This is a genomic window from Embleya sp. NPDC001921 (assembly GCF_053594475.1).
Genome location: NZ_JBSFEO010000030.1, coordinates 91,948 through 114,946, shown reverse-complemented (window position 1 = coordinate 114,946; position 22,999 = coordinate 91,948). Strand labels below are relative to the sequence as shown.

The window sequence follows — 22,999 nt, the reverse complement described above, 5'->3', positions numbered from 1 at the left end:
ATCTGCCTACCCTGAGGAATGAGCGCTGCCGAGGAGTTCGAGGTCGACGGCAGGTCCGTCCGGGTGAGCAATATCGACAAGGTCTACTACCCCGCACGCGGCTTCACCAAGGGGGACGTGGTGCGCTACGTGATCTCCGTCGGCGCCGGACTGCTGCGCGGCCTGCGGGATCGACCCACCACGCTCCAGCGCTTTCCGGACGGCGTGGACGGCGAGTCGTTCTTCCAGAAGCGGGTGCCCAAGTACCTGCCGGAGTGGATCCCCACCGCCCGGATCACCTTCCCCAGCGGCCGATACGCCGACGAGATGGCCCCGGACAACGTGGCCGCGCTGGTCTGGGCGGCCAACCTGGGCACCCTGACCTTCCACCCCTGGCCGGTGCGGCGCAGCGCCACCGAGCATCCCGACGAACTGCGGATCGACCTCGACCCGCAGCCGGGCACCGACTTCGCCGACGCGGTCCGCGCCGCACACGCGATGCGCGAGGTGCTCGCCGCGTACGAGCTGACCGCGTGGCCGAAGACCTCCGGCGGGCGCGGCCTGCATCTGTACGTGCCGGTGCGCCCCGAGTGGGAGTTCACCGACGTGCGGCGCGCGGTGATCGCGCTGGGCCGCGAACTCGAGGCGCGGATGCCCGATCGGGTGACCACCGCGTGGTGGAAGGAGGAGCGCGGCGAACGCATCTTCGTGGACTACAACCAGATGGCCCGCGACCGCACCATCGCCGCCGCCTACTCGCCGCGCCCCACCGCCCGCGCGACCGTCTCGGCGCCGCTGACCTGGGACGAGGTCGACGACGCGCACCCCGACGACTTCGATCTGGGCAGCATGCCCGAGCGCTACGCCCGGGTGGGCGACGTGCACGCGGACATGCCCGAGCACGCCTTCGATCTGCGCCCGGCGCTCGAATTGGCCGACCGACAGGCCCGCGACCACGGCGTGGGTGACATGCCGTACCCGCCGGACCACCCCAAGATGCCCGGCGAGCCACCCCGGGTGCAGCCGAGCCGCGCCCGCGAGCACTGAATCCGAGCCGCGTTCGCGAGCACCGCATCGGAGCCCGCGTTCGCGAGCACCGCATCCGAAACAGGAGAGAGCCCCTCATGTGTGTGTCGTTCCGTGTGCCGCTGTCCGTGCACAGCCCCGTGTCGATTCACAATCCCCTGTCGAGCCGCGCGCGCCGGTCCGTCCGCAAGGACGTGGGTCTGCTCGCGTTGCGCGTCGGCACCGGCGGAGTGCTGTTCGCGCACGGCGCGCAGAAGTTGTTCGGCTGGTTCGGCGGGCACGGCCTGGCCGGCACCGGCTCGGCGATGGAGCACATGGGCTTTCGGCCCGGGCGGCACAGTGCGATCGCCGCCGGGCTGGGCGAGGCGGGCGGCGGCGTGCTGCTCGCGCTCGGTCTGGCCACGCCCGCCGCGGGTGCGGCGGCGGCCGGTGCGATGGCGGGCGCGGTCGCGGTACACGCGCCGGCCGGCTTCTTCGCCCAATCGGGTGGCTTCGAGTACCCGGCGTTCCTCGGCTTCGTCGCGGCCGGGCTCGGCGTCGCGGGTCCCGGGCGGTTCTCGGTGGACCATCTGACCTGCCACGTGCTCGACCGCCCGTGGGTGGTCGGCCTCGCGTTCACCGGCAGCGCCGCGGCGGCGGCCGCGGTGATCGGGCGGCGTCGGGCGGTGGCCGCCGCGGAGGCGGACGCCGCGGCGGACTCGGCCTGAGCGTCGGCGGGGTGAGGGGCGCCGGGCGCGGGCGGGGCGGGGGCGTCAGGCGGACGCGCCGGTCCAGGCGAGCAGACGTTCCACCGGCCACGTGGTGATCACCCGGTCGGCCGGCACGTCGCACGCCTGGGCCCGGGCACACCCGTAGCCCTGCCAGTCGAGTTGGCCCGGCGCGTGCGCGTCGGTGTCGATCGAGAGGAACACACCCGCGGCGAGCGCTCGGCGGAGCAGCCGGGACGGCGGATCGCTGCGCTCGGGGCGGCAGTTGATCTCCACGGCGGTGTCCGACTCGGCACACGCGGCGAACACCGCGTCGGCGTCGAAGGCGGACTCCGGGCGCTGTTTGCCCTGGATCAGCCGTCCGGTGCAGTGACCCAGCACGTTCACGCGCGGGTTGCGCACGGCGGCCAGCAGTCGGCGGGTCATCGCCGGCTCGTCCATCCGCAGCTTGGAGTGCACCGACGCGACCACGACGTCCAGGCGGTCGAGCAGTTCCGGCTCCTGATCGAGGGAACCGTCGTCGAGGATGTCGCACTCGATGCCGGTCAGCAGGCGGAACGGGGCCAGTTCGGCGGCGATCTCGGCCACCACGTCCAGTTGCGCGCGGAGCCGCTCGGCGGTCAGACCGCGGGCCACGGTCAGCCGGGGCGAGTGGTCGGTGAGCACCACCCACTCGTGGCCCAGATCCCGCGCGGTGCGGGCCATCGACTCGATCGGGCTGCCGCCGTCGGACCAGTCGGAGTGCATGTGGCAGTCGCCGCGTTGGGCGGCGAGCAGCGTCGCGCCGTCCGTGGGTACGGGCGACGGGCGGGCCTCGAGGTCGGCGAGGTAGCCCGGTACGCCGCCGGCGTGTGCCTGCTCGATCACGTCCGCCGTCTTGGGCCCGATGCCCTTGAGGTCGCCGAGCGCGTGCCGCTCGACCCGCAGGCGCAGGTCGTCCGGGTCGAGCCCGGCGACCACGGCGGACGCGGTGCGGAAGGCCTTGACCCGGTAGGTGGGCGCCTGGTCGCGTTCGAGCAGAAAGGCGATGCGATCCAGCGCGGCCACCGGGTCGGCGGCGGGCGGGGGCGGGGCGGCGTCGGTGCGTCGTGGAGCCATGGGAGGACTGTGGCCGCGCGCGACGGCGGTAAACCGGGCGGGCGATCCGGCGGCGGACGGGGTCGGCGGAAGGGATCACGCACTGTGCCCCGCGACCGGCGCACTGTGCCCCGCGATCCGTGTCCGCGCCCCGTGTCCGCGACCCGGCGGCCCCGTCGGGACCCGGGACGGATCCGGCCGGGTGGGCGCGATGGGTGGACGGTCGACGACGCGCGTACGGGGGCGCCGAGGGAAATCCTCGGCACCCCCGTGTGTCGCGGGCGGCGCGGGTCAGGCGGGTCCGGGCTGGGCGTCGCCCTCCTCGACCCAGTCCATGGTGCGCTCCACCGCCTTGCGCCAGTTGCGGTAGCCCAGGTCGCGGGTGGCGTCGTCCATCCGCGAGGTCCACTCGGCCGCGCGGTGCCAGTTCGCCCGCAGCGAGTCCAGGTCCGGCCAGTAGCCGACCGCGAGGCCGGCGGCGTACGCGGCGCCCAGCGCGGTGGTCTCGGCCACGAACGGGCGGGCCACCGGGGCGTCCAGCACGTCGGCGATGGTCTGCATGAGCAGGTTGTTGGCGGTCATGCCGCCGTCCACCTTGAGCGTCGCGAGCTTGACCCCGGAGTCGCGCTCCATCGCGTCCACCACCTCGCGGGTCTGCCACGCGGTGGCCTCCAGCACGGCCCGCGCGATGTGTCCCTTGTTCACGTACGCGGTCAGACCCGCGATCACGCCGCGCGCGTCCGAGCGCCAGTACGGCGCGAACAGGCCGGAGAAGGCCGGGACGAAGTAGGCCCCGCCGTTGTCCTCCACGGTGAGCGCCAGGGTCTCGATCTCGGCCGCGGTGGAGATCAGCCCCATCTGGTCGCGCATCCACTGCACCAGCGAACCGGTGACCGCGATCGAGCCCTCCAGCGCGTAGACCGGCGCCTCCTTGCCGAGCCGGTAGCCGACCGTGCTGAGCAGGCCGTGGTGCGACTGCACGATCCGCGATCCGGTGTTGATCAGCAGGAAGCTGCCGGTGCCGTAGGTGCTCTTGGCCTCGCCCTCCTCGAAGCAGGTCTGCCCGAACAGCGCGGCCTGCTGGTCGCCCAGCGCGGAGGCGACCGGGACGCCCTCCAGGATGCCCCGGGCGGTGCCGTACACCTCGGAGGAGGAGCGGATCTCGGCCAGCAACGAACGCGGCACGTCCATCGCGCGCAGGATCCGGTCGTCCCAGTCCAGCGTCTCCAGGTTCATCAACATCGTGCGCGAGGCGTTGGTGACATCGGTGACGTGCACACCGCCGTCCGGGCCGCCGGTGAGGTTCCACACCACCCAGGACTCCATCGTGCCGAACAGGATGTCGCCCCGGTCGGCCCGCTCGCGCAGCCCCTCGACGTTGTCGAGCAGCCAGCGGATCTTGGGTCCGGCGAAGTAGCTGGCGAGCGGCAGCCCGGTCTCCACCCGGAAGCGGTCCTGGCCGACGTTGCCGCCCAGCTCGCGACACAGCGCGTCGGTGCGGGTGTCCTGCCACACGATCGCGTTGTGTACCGGCACGCCGGTATGGCGGTCCCACAACACGGTGGTCTCGCGCTGGTTGGTGATGCCCAGCGCGCGGATCTGCTCGCGGCGGATGCCGGCCTGGGCGAGCGCGCCGGCGACCACCGCCTGCACCACGCTCCAGATCTCGGCGGCGTCGTGCTCGACCCACCCCGGGCGCGGGAAGATCTGCCGGTGCTCGCGCTGGTCGACGGCGACGATGCGCCCGTCCGCGCCGAAGATGATGCATCGGCTGGACGTGGTGCCCTGGTCGATCGCGGCGATGTAGGTGTCGGACATGGCTCCTCTTCCGAAGGATCCGAGGGAATGGTCGGGGTCGGTACGGATGTGCGGGCTCAGAACGCGAGCCGGTACAGGCCGCCGGCCGCCAGCCCGCCGAGGGTGGGGCCGACCACCGGGATCCACGCGTACGACCAGTCCGAGCCGCCCTTCGCGGGAATGGGCAGCAGGGAGTGTGCCAGGCGCGGGCCCAGGTCGCGGACCGGGTTGATGGCGTAGCCCGTCGGACCGCCCAGGGACAGGCCGATGCCCACCACCAGGAGCGCGGTCATCAGGATGCCGGTGCCGGAGAGGGCGAGACCGTCGGTCAGGCCCTGGGTCAGGATCACGATGACCAGCACGGTCGTGGCGATCGTCTCGGTGATCACGTTCTGGATCGGGTTGCGGATCTCCGGCGAGGTGGCGAACACCCCGAGTACCGGTTCGCCGTGCTCCTTGAACTGTCCCAGGTAGGTGGCCCAGGCCAGCACGGCGCCGATCACCGCCCCGACGAACTGCCCGGCGAGGTAGACCGGCACCTTGTCCCATTCTCCCGTCTTGACGGCTATCCCGAGGGTGACGGCGGGATTGAGATGCGCTCCGGACAGGGACACGCTCGCGTATGCCCCGGCCAGGACCGCGAAGCCCCAGCCGAAGGCGATCGCCAGCCAACCCGCGTTCTGCGCCTTGGACCGGTTCAGGGTGACCGCGGCGCAGACACCGACGCCCATGAGCAGCAGGATGGCCGTACCCAAGGTCTCACCGATGAAGATCTTGTCGCTTGTCACAACACGGCCCCTTCTGACTGCGCTGATGCCTACCGCGCTGATGGATCGACGCCGAAACCGGGCGCCGGACGGCACACGGCGCGCCGGGTCGGCGCGCCGTGCGGGGATGCGGGAATCCGGACCACATGAGGCGGTGCCGGGGGAGCCCGGCGAATGCGGTGCCGCGTGGGGTGCGCGCGGCGGGGCGGGCCCGACCACGCTCGGCCCGGAATCGTCCGGGCCCGTCCATTCGATGACTCTGACTGGCATTCGACATTGACGACCGCTGTCCGGCAGTGTTCTCTGCGGGTTGCGCCGCCGTCAAGAGTCCGTGAACATCTCGTTTCCGAACCTCCCCGCGAGCGCCGGGCCCGGCGGGAGGGTGGTGGACGTGGCCGGCGTGTGTGCGACCGCTGTTCTACATTGCCAACCCGATCTTGATTGCCAACCTGATCTTCGATGGAGGAGTTGGTATGCCCGGTCCCATCCAGTCGCTCGAACGCGCAGCGGCGATCCTGCGGCTGCTCGCCGGCGGCGAACGGCGCTTCGGTCTGAGCGAGGTGGCCACCACTCTGGGTCTGGCGAAGGGCACCGCGCACGGCATCCTGCGCACGCTCCACCAGGAGGGGTTCGTCGAACAGGACCCCAAGAGCGGCAAGTACCAGCTCGGCGCCGAGCTGCTCCGGCTCAGCAGTTCCTACCTGGACGTGCACGAGTTGCGCGCCCGCGCCCTGGTCTGGGCGGACGACCTGGCCCGCGCGAGCGGCGAGAGCGTACGCATCGGGGTGCTGCACAAGGGCGGCGTCCTGGTCATCCACCACGTCTTCCGGCCGGACGACAGCCGCCAGGTGCTGGAGATCGGCGCGATGTTGCCGCTGCACTCCACCGCGTGGGGCAAGGTGCTGCTCGCGCTGGACCCGGCCGCGCGCGCCGAGTTGGACGAGAGCGATCCGGTCGCGTTCACCTCGCGCACCGTGGTCGACCCGGTCGCGGTGGACGCGGAGAGCGTGACGGTGCGCGAACGCGGGTGGGCGTGCGACATCGAGGAGTCGGTCCTGGGCCTGGCGGGCATCGCCGCACCGATCCGCGACCGGCGCGGCACACCGCTGGGCGCGGTGGGCATCAGCGGCGCGGTCGAGCGGATCGTCGCGGACGGGGCGCCCCGACCCACGCTGGTGGCCTCGGTCCGGGACGCGGCCCGCGCCATTTCGCGCGACCTGGGCGCGACGTTTCCGTACTGAGGCGCGACTCGACCCCTCGCCTCCTCTCGCGCCGGTCCGGTGTGTTCGACCGGCGCACTTGACCGGCGCACTTGACCACCGCCCGACCGACGATGAAAACTGTCGTTCGTCGTTCGACAATGCCGACCACGTAGATTCGGACCGGGACCCCGTCCCCCCGCACCACAGCCGGCCCAGTGGAAAGAAGACGTGTGATGAGCACCGCCACGGATCCGACCGTTCCCGCTCGTGCCCACAGCCGCGCCGAACTCTCGCGCGGCACCCACGACCTGCTCGTCATCGGCGGCGGCATCCTGGGCACGGCGGTCGCCTGGACCGCGGCCCAGACCGGCCTGCGGGTGGCCATGGTCGACGCCGGCGACTTCGCCGGCGCCACCTCGTCCGCGTCCTCCAAGCTCGTCCACGGCGGCCTGCGCTACCTGCAGACCGGCAACCTCAAGCTGGTCGCGGAGAACCACCGCGAGCGCCGCACGCTGGCCCGCGACGTGGCCCCGCACCTGGTCCGCCCGCTGTCCTTCCTGGTCCCGGTCTACAAGGACGGCCCGCACGGCGCGGCCAAGCTCGGCGCCGGCGTGTTCCTGTACTCGGCCCTGTCCGCGTTCGGCGACGGCATGGGCAAGGTGATCGGCCCCGAGAACGCACTCGAACTCGTGCCGGCGCTGCGCTCGGAGGGCCTGCGCCGCGCGGCCGTGTACGGCGACCACCAGATGAACGACAGCCGGGTCGCGGTGACCACCGTGCGGGCCGCGGTCGAGGCCGGCGCGGTCGTGCTCAACCACGCCGAGGTGGTCGGCCTGCGCAAGGACGCCGGCGGCCGGGTCATCGGCGCCGAACTGCGCGACCGGCTGGACGGCGCCGAATTCGGCGTCAACGCGCGCGTCGTGCTGAACGCGACCGGCCCGTGGGTGGACCACCTGCGCCGGATGGAGGACCCGACGGCCGAGCCGAGCATCCGACTGTCCAAGGGCGTGCACCTGGTGCTGCGCCAACAACAGCCGTGGCGCGCGGCGTTGACCATCCCGATCGACAAGTACCGGGTGTCCTTCGCGATTCCGTGGGAGGAGCACCTGCTGCTCGGCACCACCGACGAGGCCTACGAGGGCGACCCGGGCAAGGTCTCCCCGACCGAGGCCGACATCGCGCAGATCCTGGACGAGGCGGGCAGCGCGGTCGACCCGGCGCAGTTGCGCCGCGAGGACATCACCTACGCGTTCGCCGGTCTGCGGGTCCTGCCCGGCGGCGCCGGCGCCACCAGCGAGGCCAAGCGGGAGACCGTGGTCACCGAGGGGCGCGGCGGCATGTTGTCGGTGGCCGGCGGCAAGTGGACCACCTACCGGCACATCGGCCGCACCGTGCTGGACAAGCTGGCCAAGGCCGGTGTGGTGGCCCTGGAGCAGGACATGGCGACCCCGCTGCGCCGGGTGGCGCTGCCCGGCTCGGCCAATCCCGAGGCGGTGGCGCACCGGCTGCTCGGCGAGGCCACGGCCGAGGACGGCGTGGACCCGGTGGTGGCCCGCCACCTGGCGTCGCACTACGGCAACCTCGCGTACGACCTGGCCGCGCTGGTCCGCGCCGACCGCGCACTCGGCGAGCGCATCCACCCGGACGGCCCGGACATCTGGGCCCAGGTTGCCTACGCCCGGGACCACGAGTGGGCGATGACCGTGGACGACGTGCTGCGCCGGCGCACCACGGTGACCATCCGCGGTCTGGACAACGCCGAGGTGCGCGCACGGGTCGAGGACCTGCTGGCGGCCAAGCCGCACTGACCCGCGGGCGGGCGTTCGCCCCGGGGCCGACGTCGCGACCGGTCGCTTTTGGGGCGGTCGGTCCGGGGCGCGGACCGGCCGTCGTAGCCGGGTCGGTACGTTCGGAACTCGTCCGGCGATTTCCGTTATCCGCGCCGACCCGGGGGCTCTCCCGAGTGGCGGATGGACGGGATCGGGCCCGTCACGCCGGTCGAGGAAAGTGGACGTACGTGGACAACGAGCACAACACCGCCCTGGTCGTCGCGGCCCAGAGCGGTGATCTGTGTGCCCGCGATCGACTGGTGGCCGCGTGGCTGCCGTTGGTGTACAACATCGTCGGCCGGGCGCTGGACGGGCACGCGGACGTGGACGACGTCGTGCAGGAGACCATGCTCCGCGCGGTGTCCGGCCTCGGCGGCCTGCGTGATCCCGAGCGCTTCCGGTCCTGGCTGGTGGCCATCGCGATCAACCAGGTGCGCCGTCGGTACGCCCGACGCACGACCACCACCGCGCTCGACGAGATCGCCGAGTACCCGGACCCCGCGGGCGACTTCGCCGACCTGACCATCCTGCGCCTGGGCCTGTCCGGGCAGCGCCGGGACGTCGCCGAGGCGACCCGCTGGCTGGACCCGGACACCCGCGAACTGCTCGCCCTGTGGTGGTTGGAGGCGGCCGGCACGCTGACCCGGGCCGAACTCGCCGCGGCCCTCGACCTGCCCGCGACGCATGTGGCGGTCCGGGTCCAGCGGATGAAGGAGCAGTTGGAGGCGGCCCGCGTGGTGGTCCGCGCGCTCGCCGCGGACCCGCGCTGCGCGGAGGCGGCCGCGCTGATCGCGCCCTGGGACGGGCGGCCGACACCGCTGTGGCGCAAGCGCATCTCCCGACACGCACGCGCGTGCGGTACGTGCGGCGCGCATCGCCACGGCCTGGCCCCGGTGGAGGGCCTGCTCGCCGGGTTGGCGCTGCTGCCGCCCACGGCGGTACTGCTGCGGCTGATCGCGCAGGCGCCGTGGGGGGCGGCGGCCGGGGCGGCGGGGCCGAGCGCGGTGGCCTTTTCGCACTCGCTCGCCGGCCCGGGCGCGCTCGACGGCCCCGGCTCGCTCGTCGACTCGGGTCCGACCGCCGACCCGGGTCTCCTCGCCGACCCGGGTCTCCTCGCGGGCCCGAGTCCGGTCGCCGGGCCGAACCCGGCGATCGCCCCCGATCCGGCGGCCGGACCCGCCCATGTCGGGCCGACCCCTCACGGCCACGCCGCACCGCGTCCGGCTCGCCGACCCCGCCGGCTCGCGTCCGGGGTCGCCGCCGCGATCGGCCTCGTCGTACTCGCCGTGGTCCTGCTCGTCGACCGTCCCCAGCCCGCCGCACCGCGGCAAGGCGCGCCCGCCCCCGCCCCGAGCCCGCCCGCGGTCGACGCGGCCCGGGTCCCGACCACGGCACCGGCCACCGATCCGCCACCGACCACCGGGCCGGCCGGCCCGCCACCGGCCTCGACGGAACCGCCGGCCACCCGGACGACCGCCGCCGTCGACACCCGGGCCCGGCTCGAACGAGCCGTCGTGGACCTGGTCAACGCCGCCCGGGCCGAGCACGGTTGCGCCCCGGTCCGCGTCGACGACCGACTGCGCACCGTCGCCCGCAAACACTCCGACGACATGCTCGCCCGGCGCTTCTACGACCACGTCAACCCGGACGGGGTGCGGGCCGACGGCCGGATCACCGCCGCCAGCTACCGCTGGCGATCCTGGGGCGAGAATCTCGACCGGGGCCGCCAGGACGCCCCGCGCGTGGTCGCGCAGTGGCTGGCCAGTCCGGTCCACCGGGGCAACATCCTCGATTGCGGCTTCGCCGACATCGGTGTCGGCGTCACGCTGGGTCCGGGCGGAAACACGTGGTGGACCCAGATCTTCGCCGCACCGGCGTGACCCGCACGCCCGCTCATGGCCTGCCTGCCCGCCGTTCGGCTCGCCTGCCTGCGCGCCGGCCGGGGCGACGGGCAGGCCGTGGTCGAGGCGACTGCCGACCGACGATTCCCGACCGAAGAAACCCGCGCCGTTTCCGTTATCCACCCGCGCTCCTCGGCTCTCCCAGGTGTCCCCGGCGTCCGTGCCGGTCGACGAGCCGTACGTTTCGAGGAGTTGCGCATCGTGCGGTACCGGCAGTACCGACACCACCGGGTCCTGTCGACCACCCTCGCCGCCGCGCCGGCCGCCCTCGTGGTGACCGGCTGCGGCTCGCCCGCCGAGCGGCACGAAGGGGCGGGCCGAGCCACGACCACGACGGCCGACACCGCCTCGGCGCCGGCCACGACGACCGCGCCGACCACTGCCGCGCCGCCGGCCTCCGCGGGTGCGACGAGCCCGACCGCCGGCACCGCGCCCGCGACGCGCAAGCCGACCCCGTCCACCTCCGCGAGCCGCGCCGGCGGTACGGACGGCAAGGCCCAACCCGGGAAGAACGCCCGGCCCACCGGCCCCGCCGCGCCGGGCGGGCCGCCCGGCGCCAACCCGACCGTGCGCGGCGACCGTCCCGCCTCGCAGTCGATCGCCGACGCCGAGGCGATGTCGCTGGAACTGCTCAAGGCCGAACGCGCGAAGGTCGGGCTGTGTCCGCTCCGAGCGAGCACCGACCTGAGCGACTTCGCCCGCACGTGGGCCGAACACACGCGCCGCACCGGCTTCGCCCACTCCGGCGCCGAGGCCGACGCGCTGGTCACCGGCGCCCGCACGGGTGTGGCCGAGAACATCGTCTGGTGGGGCGATCCGGCCATGACGGCCCGGCAGGCCGCCGAGAAGTTCCAGGACATGTGGCGGCACAGCCCCGGCCACTACCGCAACCAGACCGACCCCGGCCACACCGAGGCGGGCATCGGCTTCCACCGCGACGAGAGCGGCTGGTGGGGCGTCCACGAGTTCGCCAACGGCTGACGCCGACCCGGCGCGGCGCGACGGGTGCGCCGAGCGGGGTCGATCAACCCCGCTCGGTGGCCCGCGCCGACCGCCGAACCGGCTCGAAATCGCCACAAAACGCTCTAAACTATGACCATGGCCTCGCGCCGTCCGACCCGAGGCCATGCCCTCGGGGACCACATCCCAGTCCGGGAGGACGCCATGCGCAAGGTCGTCGATTGCCGGGACTTTCCCAGTGAGTCCGGATGCACCCTCACCATCGCCGGGACCGAGGACGAGGTCGTCCTGGCCGCCGCGCAGCACGCCGAGACCGTGCACGGGCACACCGACTCACCCGAGCTGCGCGAGGAGATTCGCAAGGAGTTGAAGGACGAGGAACCCGGACGCTAGTCGGGCACGTCCGAAGCGAGCCGCCACTCCTCCCGATGAAGTCCCGATGAGTCCCGATGAGTCCCGATGAGTCCCGATGAGTCCCGATGAGTCTCGATGAGTCAGATGACCTCCCGACGACGCACGCCGCGGGAGACCCGCACTGTTCGGAACGCGATGCCGCTTCCGCGTGCTTCGGCTTGTGAGGTGATCGACGTGTCGGGCAGCATCGCGCTCGTCCGCAGTCACAGGGGTACGGGAGTGCCTCCGCGCGCCGAGTGCTTTCCGACTTCCCGCGCCGGGCACGGCAGCGACGAGAAAATGGGTGGGACGTGGGTCGGCGTGGGGACGACGAAGCGGCAGCCGATGGTGGGCGCCGGCAGCGACGCGACGGAACCGCCGGCGGTGTGGCGATCCCGTTGATCGCCGTGGTGATCGTGTGCTTCCTGATCACGTCGTGGGCCTGGCTGTTCGCGGGTGACGACAAGCGCGGCGCGCGGTCGACGGGCCCGGACGCCACCTCGGTGGCGGAGGGCACTCCCGTCGGCGGCGGGGGCGTCACGGGGTCCGGCAGCCCCCAGCCGACGGACGCCACGCCGCGGGCCGGTGGCACGGTGACCGGCACCGCGTCCGGGACGCCGACGCCCTCCGCGTCGTCGTCCGCACCCGCGCCGGGACAGCCCGGCGCGTCATCCGGGCCGGCGCAGCCCCCGGGCGCCCCCGCGCAGCCGCCCGGCGTGCCGCCGCCCGCGACCGCGCCCGGCGCGACACCCGTGGACACGCCGCAGGCGAGCGAGGCGAAGCCCGGCGAGATCGTGGTGATGGTCGACCGGTTCGCCACCAGCGGATACATCGACGTGGTCAACCCGACCGACCGCCCGCTCAAGTCATGGAAGCTGACGGTCACCGTGTCGGGTTCACGGTTCACCGTCTTCCGCGCGGACGGGAACGGCGGCCTCACCGCGCAGTACGGCACCACGGTGGCGACCGCCACGTCGACGCGACCCCTGCAGCCGCACGAGGAACTCACGGTCTACTTCGAGCTCAAGGATCCGGTCACCAACGCCACGTGCGATTTCTCCGGCGTGAGCTGCCGGTTCTGACCCCGCCGTCGGCCGGCCGGCGCCCCCGGGCCGAGCGCGGCCTCGCCGGGGAGCCGTCGGGCTGTCGGGCTGTCGGGCCGATGGGCTGTCGAGTTGTCGAGCCCTCGGACCGCGTTACGTCGCGCCGGGCCGGGCCGCTCAGCGTGTGGGCAGATGCCGGTCGAAGAACGAGTGCACGTATCGGCGCACGGTGGGCACCGAGTCGGCCGGTTCGATCGCGCCGATCAGCGAGATGCGATCGGCGACGGGCATCAGTCCCCAGGCTTGCAGTCGGGGTGCGATCACCGCGTGGTCGGTGAACACCTGGTGCGCGGCGTGCGTGATCCGGCGCCGAGGCACGGGGCGGCGGGAATTGGCGAGCAGCGCGGACCACGAGCGGTCCAGGTTCCGCTGGTCGGTGAAGCCGTCGGTGCCGACCAGGAGCAGCGGTCGGTCGGTGCCGTCGCGGGCGATCGGGTACAGCTCGCCCTCCCGGCCGGGCGCCGGCGACGGGTGATCCAGATAGCCCTCCAGGTTGACCGCGGCGGCGACGCGGCGGTCCTCGTACATCGTCCCGGCGGCGGTCGTTCCGCCCGCCGAGTGACCGTAGACGCCCACCCGACGCAGGTCGAGGGCCCGGTGCAGGCCGTCGGGCAGCGGCGCCCCGGTCGGGTCCGGGTTCCCGCCGGCGGCCAGGACCGCCAGTCGGTCCAGGACGAAGCGGGTGTCCGCGATCCGGGTGGCGATCGCGGTGCGGAACATGCCCGGGTCGGTCCGCGGGTCGAAGCGGAAGACGGTCCAACGCACCCGGTCGTCCCGACCCGCCATGTCGACCGGGAACTCCACCACGGCGGCGTCTCCCGGGTGGTCGACGCTCACCACCACGTAGCCTCGGCTCGCCAGCTCCTCGGCGAGGCCGGTGCCCGTCCCGCGCGGGTCGCCGCCGCCGGGGCTGTACAGCAGTACGGGGCGCCGATCGGTGAGCGCGGGCGCGTTCGAGTGCGCGTGGGTGGCGGTGGCCGCCCAGTCCACCCCGGCCGCGGGCAACTGCGGATGGGTCAGCGGAGCGGCGGACGCGAACTCCCGCGCGGCTTCGGCGGGCAGGTGTGGCGCGACCGGGTAGCCGCGCACGGTGCGGGCCGGGTAGAACACGGTGATCATCAACTCCCGCACCGGGATCGGCTCCCACGGGTCCGGCCGGGAACGATCGACCAGGTACAACGTGGTGGTACCGATCGGGTGGGGCCCGGTCGGGGGCGCGAGCCGCAGCGTGCGCCCGGTGGTCGGTCGCGGGTCGGCCGGTCGCGGGTCGGCGCGCCGCGGGTCGGCCGGTCGGGCGGACGCGGGTCGGGCGCGGGCGATGCCGCCCGTGACGAGCAGTGCGGCGGCCGGTATCGCGGAGGTGATGACGCGCCGTCGGTCGATTCCGGCGCCGTCGCCGGCTGCTTCGCGGACCATGGGTTCTCCTCGTGGCGAGCTGTGTCGTGCGGTGTCGTGCGGTGTGCTGTGGTGCGGTGTCGTGCCGGGTGCCGGGTGCCGGGTGCCGGGTGTCGTGCGCCGGCGTCGGATGGCGTCGGGTCGGGTCGTGCGGTGTGGAGTGTCGGGCACGGCAGCGCTGTGACCTGCGCCCTTGTGCCGTTCGCCGGCTCCTGGGTGAATGCCCGGGGCATGTCCCGAAGGCTGCCGGCCGGCCGGGACCCCACGCGAGGGTTGAGGCTCGGGCCGAAAGGATGGCGCCGCGCGGACAGGGGGAGTAGTGATCCGGATCCGTTTCACCACCGCCGACTTCGGCCGGGTTCGGTTCGCCCCTCGACCGGCCCCGCTCCAGGAGTTGAACGCGGCGCTGACCCGGATGGTCACCCCCGGCGACGCGCTGCTCTTCGGCGGCCGGCGACAACGGCTGCTGCGCTCGCTGCCGCAGGCGGTCGATCCGCTGGCGGATCTGGTTCCCGGCGGGCGCCCGCCCACCTTCATCGACGTGTTCGAGGATTCGCTGACCGACGGCCTGGACACGGTCCGGGCGACCCGACCGGAGGTGGTGCGCGCGGAGATCGAGCGGGTGTACGCCGGGCACCCCGCGCCCGCGCCGCGCTGGATCCGGGACCTGCACCGGGGCGACGCGGACGCGTGGCAGATCGTGCGGCACGCCCAACGCGCGGCCTTCGAGACGGTCCTGCGTCCGGTCTGGTCCCTGGTGCAGGACCTGCATCGAACCGAGTTCACCCGACACGCGCTGACCACGGCCGAGCACGGTCTCGGCGCCGGACTCGTCGGACTCGTGCCGGGCAGTCGGCTGCACGAGGATGTCTGGGAGTTCGCGGGCCGGTTCGCGGGGGACGTCGAACTGCGCGGGCGCGGCCTGCTGCTCCTGCCCACCTTCCACTGGAGCGCGCACGCGCTCGTGTCGGACCTGCCCGACCGGCCCGTGGTCGTCACCTACCCGGCGGGCCCGGGTCTGCCGCTCGCCCTCGCCGGATCCGGGGACACCGAGGACTCGTTGGCCGCGGTGCTCGGCCGTACCCGGCTGGACATCCTGCAGGCGTTGGAGACCGGGTACACCACCGGTGACCTGGCCCGTCGGCTGCGGGTGAGCAACGCGACGGTGTCCGCGCACACCGCCGCCCTTCGCGGTGCCGGACTGATCACGACCACCCGCGCCGGTCGTTCCGTCCGACACGAACGCACGGCCGTGGGAACCCTGTTGATCGGCCGGCACACCGGCTGAGCGCCGCGATCGGGCCGACCCTTCGGCGACGCCCGGAGCCGTTGACGCCCTCCGGCGCGGTGGTTTGGCTGGTCACGCGGGTGCCGCCGAGGTGAAGGGAGTTCGGTCGATGGCGCGAATCCGTGCGGGGTATCGGGCGAGGGGCCGGCGCGGTGGATGCCGCGTCGGGTGCGGTCGGGTGGCCGCCGGTCAGCGTAGGACGGTCGGTGAGGCCGCCTTCGCGGCGAGCAGGCGTGGGGCGCCGGTTCCGTCGGAGGGCACCGCGTAGACGTTCTTGTCCCGCCCGTACATCACGGTGTGGTCGTCCAGCCAGGCCGCTTGGTCGTCGACATTCGCGCGCTCGGCCAACGGGGTCTCGCGCATCGTCGCCAGGTCGAGCACGTGCAGTCGCCATGTGGTGCTGCCGGAACGCTTCTTGAACGCGATCCGGGTGCCGTCCGGGGACAACGACGGGCATTCCAGGTTCTCCCGTACGGTGTGCGCCTCCCAGTTCGCGTAGTCGCCCTCGACCAGGTAGGTGCGTCCCTTGGTGGACACCGTCGCGTAGAAGCGGTTGTCGTCGGCGGCGAAGGTGACGCCCCAGTAGTTGACGTCGGCGGATCGGTAGCGCTTGCCGTCGATGGTCAGCGGGATGGCCTCGATGTTGATCAGCGTGTAGTCGGTGCGGGTGTCCAGGATGCCGGTCCAGGTGGAGAACCCGGTCTTGTTGTAGGACTCGCCGGTGACGAAGACGGTCCAGGACACCATGCGTCCGCTCGCCGAGACCCGGGCGCGACTGGGCGTGCCCGCGAGTTCGATCCGGCGTCGCACGTTCATCGAACCGTCCACGATCAGCGCGTCGGTGCCGGGCAGCGGGCCGCCTCGGGTCTGCAGGCAGACTCCGGTGCCCGCGCCGACCGCGAAGCGTTCGCAGCGCAGCCCGCTGTCGATCCGGGACGGGCCGGTGTTGCCGGCCGGGTCGATCCCGGTCGCGGCCACGGTGCGCCGGCCGCCGCCGCGGTCGGTGTCCACGAACACCAACTGCCCGCCCGCGGCCAGGTCCAGCGGTCGGCGTTCGACCGTCGCTTCCTCCTCGCGGCCGGCCGCGAAGGTCGAGTACCCGACCCCCACTCCGGCCAATACCAACAGGCCGAGCAGCAACGCCAGGGCGCGCCTCATCCGGTCACCTCCGGGAGCGGGGACCGCGACGGCAACAACCGCCGGGCCAGGACGAGGCAGCCGGCCATCCCGACTCCCATGGCGAGCAGTGCGGGGCGCGAACCCCACAACGTCCACGCCGCGCCGAAGAGCACCGAGGACACCATCCGGGCGCCGGCCTGACCGGTCTGGAGCAGGGCCAGGCCGCTGGTGCGCAGGTGCACCGGGAGCAGCGGTCCGGCGGCGGCCATCAGCACGCCGTCGGTGGCGGCGTAGAACAGGCCTTGGAGTACCAGCACGCTCAGCAGCACGGTCCACAGCAGCGGGGTGCCCGGGGTGCGGTCGCCGGTGGGCGCGGCGGCCACCGCGTAGGCCGCGAGCAGGGCGAGGTGCCCGCCGAGGAAGACGCGGAATCGGCCGACCCGGTCGGCGAGCCGACCGAGCGGCACGGCGAGCAGCAGGTAGGCCCCGGCGGTGCCCAGCGGCAACAACGGGAAGTATCGGAGCGGGATGTCGAAGCCCTGTTGCAGGACCAGGTACACGAACGTGTCGCCGACGGTGAGCAGTCCCAGCACGGTGGCGGCCACGCAGGCGCGCCGGAACGGACCCAGGCGCAGCAGCGCGAACGCGGCCCGCAGCGACGACTCGCGCCGGGGCGCGGCCGGTTCGCGGTGGTCGCGCACGTACAGCGCCATCAGCAGCACCGCGAAGACGGCCACGCAGAAGCTCACCACGAACACGGCGTCGTACGCGTCGTGGGTGGCCCACAACACGGCGAACGCGGCGAGCGGGCCGAGGAAGGCGCCGATCGTGTCCATCGCGCGGTGCACGCCGAACGCCCGACCCAGGTCGGGCGCCGGGGTGCTGAGTGTGATCAGCGCGTCGCGCGGCGCGGTACGCAGGCCCTTGCCGGTGCGGTCCGCCGCGAGCACCAGGCCGAGGCCGGTGACCGACGAACCGGCCAGTGGCAGGCCGAGTTTGCACACGGCGGACAGGCCGTACCCGGTGCCCGCGACCAGCTTGCGCCGGCGGGTGCGGTCGGCCACCTGGCCGCCGAGCAGGCGCACGAACGCGGTGACGCCGAAGTAGGTGCCGTCCAGGAGGCCGTATTGCAGCGGGCTCAGACCCAGGGTGAGCACGAAGTAGGTGGGCAGTACGGCGGTGACCATCTCCGAGGAGACGTCGGTGACCAGGCTGACGGCGCCGAGCGCGAGCACGTTGGCCGGGACGTTGCGCGCGAACCTGCGCGGCGTCCGGGCCGAGGCGATCCCACCGGCCTGGTCCGCGCGCCGGGTGGCGGCGATGTACACGGGCGGTCCTCCCTCGATCCGTCCGGGGACGGTGGACTCGGGTCGGGTCGGAGCGAGATGGAGCGGGCGGGGACGGGGGCGGGACGGGGACGGGGCGGGTTGGAACGGGTTGGAACGAGCCCGGTGCGGGCCGGCCGGGAAGGAGGTCGCCGGGCGGCCCGCACGATCGGTGGACTCAGTGGCAGCCGACCGGTCCGAAGGAGTCGAGCTGCTTGCCGTCGTAGCGCACGAGCTGTCCGGAGTAGGTGCCGGCGGAGAGGGTCAGCTTGAGCACGGCCGGCGAACCGGTCACCCGCTTCTCGCTGTTGGGCTGCGGACTCTCGAAGTCGTACGGGTCCGCGCCGCCGGTGCCCACGAGCAACTCGCGGATGCCGGCGGGATCCGCCTTGGCCTTGGGGTTCTGCGGCGCGTAGCGCTCGTAGAGGTGGTCGTGCCCGTTGAGGATCAGATCGGTGCGCGCGTCGTAGAGCACCTGCCACGCGGTCTGACTGACCTTGTCGGCCTGCGGTCCCGAGCTGTACAGGGGCTTGTGCCAGTAAGCGGCCACGCATCCTTGCGAGTTGTTCGCCAGGTCCGCCTTCAGCCATTGGATCTGCGCCGAGTTCGCCGACATCGACTGCTCGGAGTCGAGCGCGATGAAGTGCCAGCCGCCCCGGTCCCAGCTGTACCAGGTGGTGCCGTTCGGAGTCGCCCGGTCGCCGAAGTAGGCCTTGTAGCCGGACTCGGGAGGACTGTCGTCGTACTCGTGATTGCCCGGGGAGGGATGGGTCTTGGCCTTGAACCGGCCCCACGTGGTGTCGTAGTACTTGCGGAAGTCGGCGAGGCTGCCCGTGTCGTACTGGTTGTCCCCGAGCGTGATCACCTCGTCCGGGTTGATCGCCTCGACCCGCTTCGCGGTCTGCTCGGCCCCGCAGTCCTGCGACGACGTGCAGCCCGGGTCGGAGATGTCGCCGGCCGCGACCACGGTGAACGAGGAGCCGCCGGCCTGCGGGGTGCCGACCACCGAGGCACTGGGCGCGGACAGGTTGCCCGCCGCGTCGCGGGCGCGGACGGTGTAGGTGTAGCCGACCCCGGTGGTCAGGCCGGTGTCGGCGTAGGAGGTGCCGGCGCTGGTGCCGACCGTGACGCCGTCGCGCAGCACGTCGTAGCCGGTCACGCCGACGTTGTCGGTGGAGGCGGTCCAGCCCAGCGAGACGCCGGTGGACGTGGTGCCGGTCACCCGCAGCGCGGTCGGCGTGCTCGGTGCGGTGGTGTCCGGGCCGCCCGCGCCGAAGACCTCGAACTCCCAGAGGGAATAGCCGTATTCGGTGGCCCGCGTGGTCGCGTACACCCGCACGTGGCGACCGTGCGTGGACAACGCGCCGAGATCGTCGGTGCCGCCGTCGCCGGCGGAGGTGTTGTAGACCTTGGTCCAGGACGCGCCGTCGGGCGAGACCTCGATCCGGTAGGCCGTGGCGTAGGCGGCCTCCCAGGTCAGCCGCACCCGGGAGATCGAGACGTCGGAGCCGAGGTCGACGCTGAGCCATTGGGCGCCGGCGCCCTCCTTGCTCGCCCACCGGGTGGTGGTCTTGCCGTCCACGGCCTTGGCGGCGCCGTAGGTCGAACTCTCGGTGGACGAGGCGGCGGCGGGTTTGCCGCGGGAGAGCAACACCTCGGCGGCGGAGGCGGTTTCCCCGAAGGTCAGCACGGTTGCCAACATCGCGACGACGGCGATCACCGCGGGCAGTCGGGGAATTCGGGACAGGGCGCGCCGGCCGAACCGGGCCGGGGATCTTCCGCGATGCGGGCGCGTGGGCAGGGACAGGTGCACGTCGTCCTCCAGCGTTGAGGAGCCGATCGTCGTGCCTGAGCCGGGCGGGATGGTGCGCTCGATCGGGCCGGAGAAGTGCGCTCGCGGGACCTGGCGACACCGCGAAACAACAGTCCGCAGTACCCCAACAGGAGCCTCCGGCCCGACTGTTGGCCCGACGATCCCAAGCCGCCGCGCACCCCGTCAAGACTTGTTAGGAAACTTTACTAACAAGACCCGCGCAGTCCACGCCCCCCGCCCGAACCCGACGACAAGAAGCCACCGACCACCCCTTGCGCCCCCACGCGCCGAGCACCCCGACGACTCGAGGGACTCGGATGCGGCGGTGGATCAGGGGGAGCCGGGGTGGTCGAAGGTGGGGGTGGCGGGGGCGTGGTTGAGGACCAGGACGCCGATGACGGTGGCCAGGGTGAAGACGACGAGGATCAGGCCGGCCAGGATCAGCCGGCGGCGGCGTTCGCGGCGTTGCCAGTCCTGGTGGGCGGTGCGGTAGGCGTCGGGGGCCGGGTGTACGCCGGCGGCGAGGGTTTCCAGGGCCTCGCGCAGGTGTCGCTCGGTGTCGGGAGGGGTGGGAGGGTTGTTCATCGCCGTACCTCCAGCGCGTGCGTGAGAGCGGCGATCCCACGAGCGGTGTGCGTTTTGACGGAGCCGACCGAGATGCCCATGGTCGACGCGATCTCCTTCTCCTTGAGCCCGAGCCAGTGGCGCAGGACGAGTGCCTCGCGCTGGCGTGCGGGCAACTCGCGCAGCGCGCGGATCAGCGCCTGCTGGTCGTCGCGCAGCAGGGCCGAGGTCTCGGCGGAGGCCACCGTGTCGACGGATTCCTCGACGTGTCGGCGGGCGACCTGGAGATGGCGTATTCGCATCCGGGTCTGGTTGCACACGACCGAACGCAGATAGGCGGCGGCGGCGTCGGGCGTGCGCAGTTTGCGGAATTTGCGGTAGATCTCGTAGTACGCCTCGGCCACGATGTTCTCCGGGTCGTCGGCGCCCAGGAGGGTCGCGAGTCGGAGCATCGAGGGGTAGTGCAGGTCGAACAGGCGTGCGACCTGCACCTCGCGATCCGATTCGTCCGCGACCGGCGACGGCTGCGTCCCGCCCGGGCGCGGGGTCTCGGGGACGAGGGTCTCGGGGAGCAGCGCCTCGGGCACCAGTGCCTCGGGGAGCGATGCCTCGGCAACCCGCGACTCCACGATCGGCCCCTGCGGGACCGCCGCGCCGCGCGACGGCGCGGCAGCGGGTGCCGGTGCGGGCTCGGTGTCCCGGCGCAGGCGTTTCACGAACCGTTCGCCTCCTTCCCCGGGCCACGCCGGCCGGCCAGGCGCGCCGGCAGCGCCGTGGTGTCCGCACCCCGCGCGCTGCCCATCCGGTCGAACACCTCGGTGAGGACCAGGGTGACCGCGAGGTTGAGCAGCAGCGCGGCGAGCCCCGCGTACATCTGCACTCCCCAACCTCCCAGCTCGACCCGGATCAGCGAGACGAAGCCCTCCCGCACGACCGCGACGGTACCGGTCAGCATGCCCACCGCCCAGCCCGCCAGCAGTGCCCGGTGGTGCAGACGCCGGGTGAACAGCCCGATCACCACGGCCGGGAAGATCTGCAGGATCCACACCCCGCCGAGCAGTTGCAGATTGATCGCGGCCTGGTCGCGCAGCCCGAAGACGAACGCCACCGCGCCCACCTTCGCGGTCAGCGACACCCACTGCGCGACGCGCATCTGCCGCTTGGGCGTGGCCGTCGGCTGGAAGTACGCGACGTAGACGTTGCGCACGAAGGAGGTCGCGGCGGCGATCGACATCACCGCAGCCGGCACCAACGCGCCGACGATGATCGCGCCGAACACCAGACCGGCCGGAAAGGCCGGCAGCAGCCGGTCGACCAGCATCGGTACGGCCGCCTCGGCCGTACCCGAGGGCGCGTCGACGTCCATCGCCACCGCCGCGATGCCCAGCACGCCGAACATCGCCAGCACCGAGGTCCAGGCGGGCAACGCGACGCAGACCCGGCGCAGCGTGTCGGGACCGGACGCGGCGAACCCGGCGGTCAGCACGTGCGGGTACATCAACAGCGCCAGCGCCGACCCGAACGCCAGCGTGGCGAACCCGGCCTGCTGATGCGGCCCCAGGACCAGCGAGGCGTCCATCGGTCCGCGCGCGGCCAGCCGCCGGTCCGCGGCCTCGAACATCGGCCCCGGCCCGCCGAACCGGCGCAGCACAAAGGCCACCGCCACCGCGGCCGAGCCGAAGATCACCACACCCTTGAGCGCCGAGATCACCGTGGGAGCGCGCAGCCCGTGCCGATACGTGGCGATCGCCAGGCCGGCGAAGAGCGCGACCATGGTCAGGTCGCCGGCCGCGCCGCGCGGATGCAGCCCCGCGGCGGCGAGCACGGCGCGGATGCCCAACACCTGGAGCGCCAGGTACGGCATCGTGGCCAGGATCCCGGTCAGCGCGACCACCAGCGCCAGCGCCGGCGAGCCGTAGCGGCCCCGGACGAAGTCGCCGACGGTCAGGTAGCCGTGCCGGCGGGCCACGGCCCACAGCCGGGGCAGCAGGACGAAGGCCATCGGGCACACGATCACCGTGTACGGCAGCGCGAAGAACGCGGACGCGCCCCGGCCGTACACCTGGCCCGGTACGGCGGTGAAGGTGTACGCGGTGAAGATCGTGCCGCCGAGCAGGAACCAGGTCCACACCGGGCCGAGACCGCGGTCGGCCAGCGACCAGTTCCCCAGCGACGGCAGGTCGTCGGTGCGGCGCAGGCGCGGCGCGGTCACCGCCAGTAGCGAGGCACCGCCGACGACGATCAGGAGGGCCGCGATCATGGCCCCGTCGGTCATCCGTCACCGTCCGGATCGACGTGTGAGCGCGCTCGCCCACGGGTTGCGCGAGCGTACCCGACCCGGCCCGGGCCGCCTCGCGGAAATCCGCCGGACATCGGCTGTCAACCAAAAAGCGCGCACGCGCAACTCTTCCACAGGGCCGGCGCACGGTCGGCCCCGTGACCACCGACAGCAGGAGGCGTGATGACCGGGAACCGACCCCCGACCGCCGCCGGACGCGCCCGCGCGCGCCGCCGGATCGCGGCCGGGGTCTGCCTTGCCGCGCCGGTCGCGGCGCTGCTGTGGGTGCCCTCGTACGCCCGCCGAGGGCCGGAAACGGCCGGCGTCCCGTTCTTCTACTGGTACCAGCTCGCCTGGGTGCCGGGGTGCGCCGCCGCCATGCTCGTCGCCTACCTGCTGCTGCGCCGCCCCGACCGGCGCGAGGCCTGACCGATCCGGATCGGCCGCCGCCCCCGGCCGCTCCCGTCGTACCCGTC

20 protein-coding genes are annotated in these 22,999 nt (G+C 73.1%); 10 read left to right on the top strand and 10 right to left on the bottom strand.

Features of this window, described 5'->3' with window-relative positions:
- Positions 1 to 18 precede the first annotated feature (18 nt).
- Positions 19 to 1,026, top strand: a complete 1,008-nt coding sequence (gene ligD, locus ACWCPW_RS31005) for a non-homologous end-joining DNA ligase (protein WP_449764870.1) — start codon at positions 19 to 21, stop codon at positions 1,024 to 1,026.
- A 77-nt stretch (positions 1,027 to 1,103) separates the two neighbouring features.
- A complete protein-coding gene (locus ACWCPW_RS31000; protein WP_449764869.1) occupies positions 1,104 to 1,712 on the top strand; it encodes a DoxX family protein in 609 nt (202 codons plus the stop codon).
- A 45-nt stretch (positions 1,713 to 1,757) separates the two neighbouring features.
- Here ACWCPW_RS31000 and ACWCPW_RS30995 read toward each other — a convergent pair whose 3' ends face one another.
- From ACWCPW_RS30995 to ACWCPW_RS30985, 3 genes are all read right to left on the bottom strand, one after another.
- Positions 1,758 to 2,810 carry a PHP domain-containing protein gene (locus ACWCPW_RS30995; protein WP_449764868.1) on the bottom strand — a complete coding sequence of 351 codons (1,053 nt, stop codon included), beginning with the start codon at positions 2,808 to 2,810 and terminating at the stop codon, positions 1,758 to 1,760.
- Positions 2,811 to 3,080: 270 nt separating this feature from the next.
- A complete protein-coding gene (gene glpK, locus ACWCPW_RS30990; protein WP_449764867.1) occupies positions 3,081 to 4,607 on the bottom strand; it encodes a glycerol kinase GlpK in 1,527 nt (508 codons plus the stop codon).
- A gap of 56 nt (positions 4,608 to 4,663) precedes the next feature.
- The gene (locus ACWCPW_RS30985) at positions 4,664 to 5,374 is read right to left on the bottom strand and encodes an MIP/aquaporin family protein (protein ID WP_449764866.1); all 711 of its coding nucleotides are present in this window, start codon (positions 5,372 to 5,374) and stop codon (positions 4,664 to 4,666) included.
- A 452-nt stretch (positions 5,375 to 5,826) separates the two neighbouring features.
- Here ACWCPW_RS30985 and ACWCPW_RS30980 point away from each other — a divergent pair, with 452 nt between their 5' ends.
- From ACWCPW_RS30980 to ACWCPW_RS30955, 6 genes are all read left to right on the top strand, one after another.
- Complete coding sequence (locus tag ACWCPW_RS30980) at positions 5,827 to 6,594, top strand: IclR family transcriptional regulator (RefSeq protein WP_449764865.1); 768 nt, start codon at positions 5,827 to 5,829, stop codon at positions 6,592 to 6,594.
- A 194-nt stretch (positions 6,595 to 6,788) separates the two neighbouring features.
- Entirely contained in the window at positions 6,789 to 8,363 is a 1,575-nt protein-coding gene (locus tag ACWCPW_RS30975; RefSeq protein WP_449764864.1) for an FAD-dependent oxidoreductase, read from the top strand.
- A 209-nt stretch (positions 8,364 to 8,572) separates the two neighbouring features.
- Complete coding sequence (locus ACWCPW_RS30970) at positions 8,573 to 10,264, top strand: sigma-70 family RNA polymerase sigma factor (RefSeq protein ID WP_449764863.1); 1,692 nt, start codon at positions 8,573 to 8,575, stop codon at positions 10,262 to 10,264.
- Between the two features lie 222 nt (positions 10,265 to 10,486).
- Positions 10,487 to 11,266: a CAP domain-containing protein gene (locus ACWCPW_RS30965; protein WP_449764862.1), complete on the top strand. Its 780-nt coding sequence runs from the start codon at positions 10,487 to 10,489 to the stop codon at positions 11,264 to 11,266.
- 183 nt (positions 11,267 to 11,449) lie between these two features.
- Positions 11,450 to 11,638, top strand: a complete 189-nt coding sequence (locus tag ACWCPW_RS30960) for a DUF1059 domain-containing protein (RefSeq protein ID WP_449764861.1) — start codon at positions 11,450 to 11,452, stop codon at positions 11,636 to 11,638.
- A 386-nt stretch (positions 11,639 to 12,024) separates the two neighbouring features.
- The gene (locus ACWCPW_RS30955; protein ID WP_449764860.1) at positions 12,025 to 12,720 is read left to right on the top strand and encodes a hypothetical protein; all 696 of its coding nucleotides are present in this window, start codon (positions 12,025 to 12,027) and stop codon (positions 12,718 to 12,720) included.
- Positions 12,721 to 12,858: 138 nt separating this feature from the next.
- On the opposite strand, the gene ACWCPW_RS30950 is transcribed toward ACWCPW_RS30955, so the two are convergent.
- Positions 12,859 to 14,157, bottom strand: coding sequence for an alpha/beta hydrolase (locus ACWCPW_RS30950; protein WP_449764859.1), 1,299 nt, complete (start codon positions 14,155 to 14,157; stop codon positions 12,859 to 12,861).
- 298 nt (positions 14,158 to 14,455) lie between these two features.
- On the opposite strand from ACWCPW_RS30950, the gene ACWCPW_RS30945 reads away from it, so the two are divergent.
- A complete protein-coding gene (locus ACWCPW_RS30945) occupies positions 14,456 to 15,424 on the top strand; it encodes an ArsR/SmtB family transcription factor (protein ID WP_449764858.1) in 969 nt (322 codons plus the stop codon).
- Between the two features lie 189 nt (positions 15,425 to 15,613).
- On the opposite strand, the gene ACWCPW_RS30940 is transcribed toward ACWCPW_RS30945, so the two are convergent.
- The 6 genes from ACWCPW_RS30940 to ACWCPW_RS30915 form a co-directional block, all read right to left on the bottom strand.
- Positions 15,614 to 16,582 (bottom strand): hypothetical protein, encoded by a 969-nt coding sequence (locus tag ACWCPW_RS30940; protein ID WP_449764857.1) that lies wholly within the window; start codon positions 16,580 to 16,582, stop codon positions 15,614 to 15,616.
- A complete protein-coding gene (locus tag ACWCPW_RS30935) occupies positions 16,579 to 17,871 on the bottom strand; it encodes an MFS transporter (protein WP_449764856.1) in 1,293 nt (430 codons plus the stop codon). Before ACWCPW_RS30935 ends, ACWCPW_RS30940 begins: the two co-directional genes overlap by 4 nt.
- Before the next feature lie 175 nt (positions 17,872 to 18,046).
- Entirely contained in the window at positions 18,047 to 19,588 is a 1,542-nt protein-coding gene (locus tag ACWCPW_RS30930; protein WP_449764855.1) for a discoidin domain-containing protein, read from the bottom strand.
- Between the two features lie 423 nt (positions 19,589 to 20,011).
- Entirely contained in the window at positions 20,012 to 20,266 is a 255-nt protein-coding gene (locus ACWCPW_RS30925) for a hypothetical protein (RefSeq protein ID WP_449764854.1), read from the bottom strand.
- Positions 20,263 to 20,874 carry a SigE family RNA polymerase sigma factor gene (locus ACWCPW_RS30920; RefSeq protein ID WP_449764891.1) on the bottom strand — a complete coding sequence of 204 codons (612 nt, stop codon included), beginning with the start codon at positions 20,872 to 20,874 and terminating at the stop codon, positions 20,263 to 20,265. The genes ACWCPW_RS30925 and ACWCPW_RS30920 overlap by 4 nt, the downstream gene beginning before the upstream one ends.
- A gap of 83 nt (positions 20,875 to 20,957) precedes the next feature.
- The gene (locus ACWCPW_RS30915) at positions 20,958 to 22,520 is read right to left on the bottom strand and encodes a sodium:solute symporter family protein (protein ID WP_449764853.1); all 1,563 of its coding nucleotides are present in this window, start codon (positions 22,518 to 22,520) and stop codon (positions 20,958 to 20,960) included.
- A 186-nt stretch (positions 22,521 to 22,706) separates the two neighbouring features.
- On the opposite strand from ACWCPW_RS30915, the gene ACWCPW_RS30910 reads away from it, so the two are divergent.
- A complete protein-coding gene (locus ACWCPW_RS30910) occupies positions 22,707 to 22,952 on the top strand; it encodes a DUF3311 domain-containing protein (RefSeq protein WP_449764852.1) in 246 nt (81 codons plus the stop codon).
- Positions 22,953 to 22,999: the final 47 nt, after the last annotated feature.

Excerpts from the sequence above, each read along its gene's own strand:
- ligD (WP_449764870.1), top strand. The coding sequence starts at position 19 with ATGAGCGCTGCCGAGGAGTTCGAGGTCGACGGCAGGTCCGTCCGGGTG.
- ACWCPW_RS31000 (WP_449764869.1), top strand. The coding sequence starts at position 1,104 with ATGTGTGTGTCGTTCCGTGTGCCGCTGTCCGTGCACAGCCCCGTGTCG.
- ACWCPW_RS30995 (WP_449764868.1), bottom strand. The coding sequence starts at position 2,810 with ATGGCTCCACGACGCACCGACGCCGCCCCGCCCCCGCCCGCCGCCGAC.
- glpK (WP_449764867.1), bottom strand. The coding sequence starts at position 4,607 with ATGTCCGACACCTACATCGCCGCGATCGACCAGGGCACCACGTCCAGC.
- ACWCPW_RS30980 (WP_449764865.1), top strand. The coding sequence starts at position 5,827 with ATGCCCGGTCCCATCCAGTCGCTCGAACGCGCAGCGGCGATCCTGCGG.
- ACWCPW_RS30975 (WP_449764864.1), top strand. The coding sequence starts at position 6,789 with ATGAGCACCGCCACGGATCCGACCGTTCCCGCTCGTGCCCACAGCCGC.
- ACWCPW_RS30960 (WP_449764861.1), top strand. The coding sequence starts at position 11,450 with ATGCGCAAGGTCGTCGATTGCCGGGACTTTCCCAGTGAGTCCGGATGC.
- ACWCPW_RS30950 (WP_449764859.1), bottom strand. The coding sequence starts at position 14,157 with ATGGTCCGCGAAGCAGCCGGCGACGGCGCCGGAATCGACCGACGGCGC.
- ACWCPW_RS30940 (WP_449764857.1), bottom strand. The coding sequence starts at position 16,582 with ATGAGGCGCGCCCTGGCGTTGCTGCTCGGCCTGTTGGTATTGGCCGGA.
- ACWCPW_RS30925 (WP_449764854.1), bottom strand. The coding sequence starts at position 20,266 with ATGAACAACCCTCCCACCCCTCCCGACACCGAGCGACACCTGCGCGAG.
- ACWCPW_RS30915 (WP_449764853.1), bottom strand. The coding sequence starts at position 22,520 with ATGACCGACGGGGCCATGATCGCGGCCCTCCTGATCGTCGTCGGCGGT.
- ACWCPW_RS30910 (WP_449764852.1), top strand. The coding sequence starts at position 22,707 with ATGACCGGGAACCGACCCCCGACCGCCGCCGGACGCGCCCGCGCGCGC.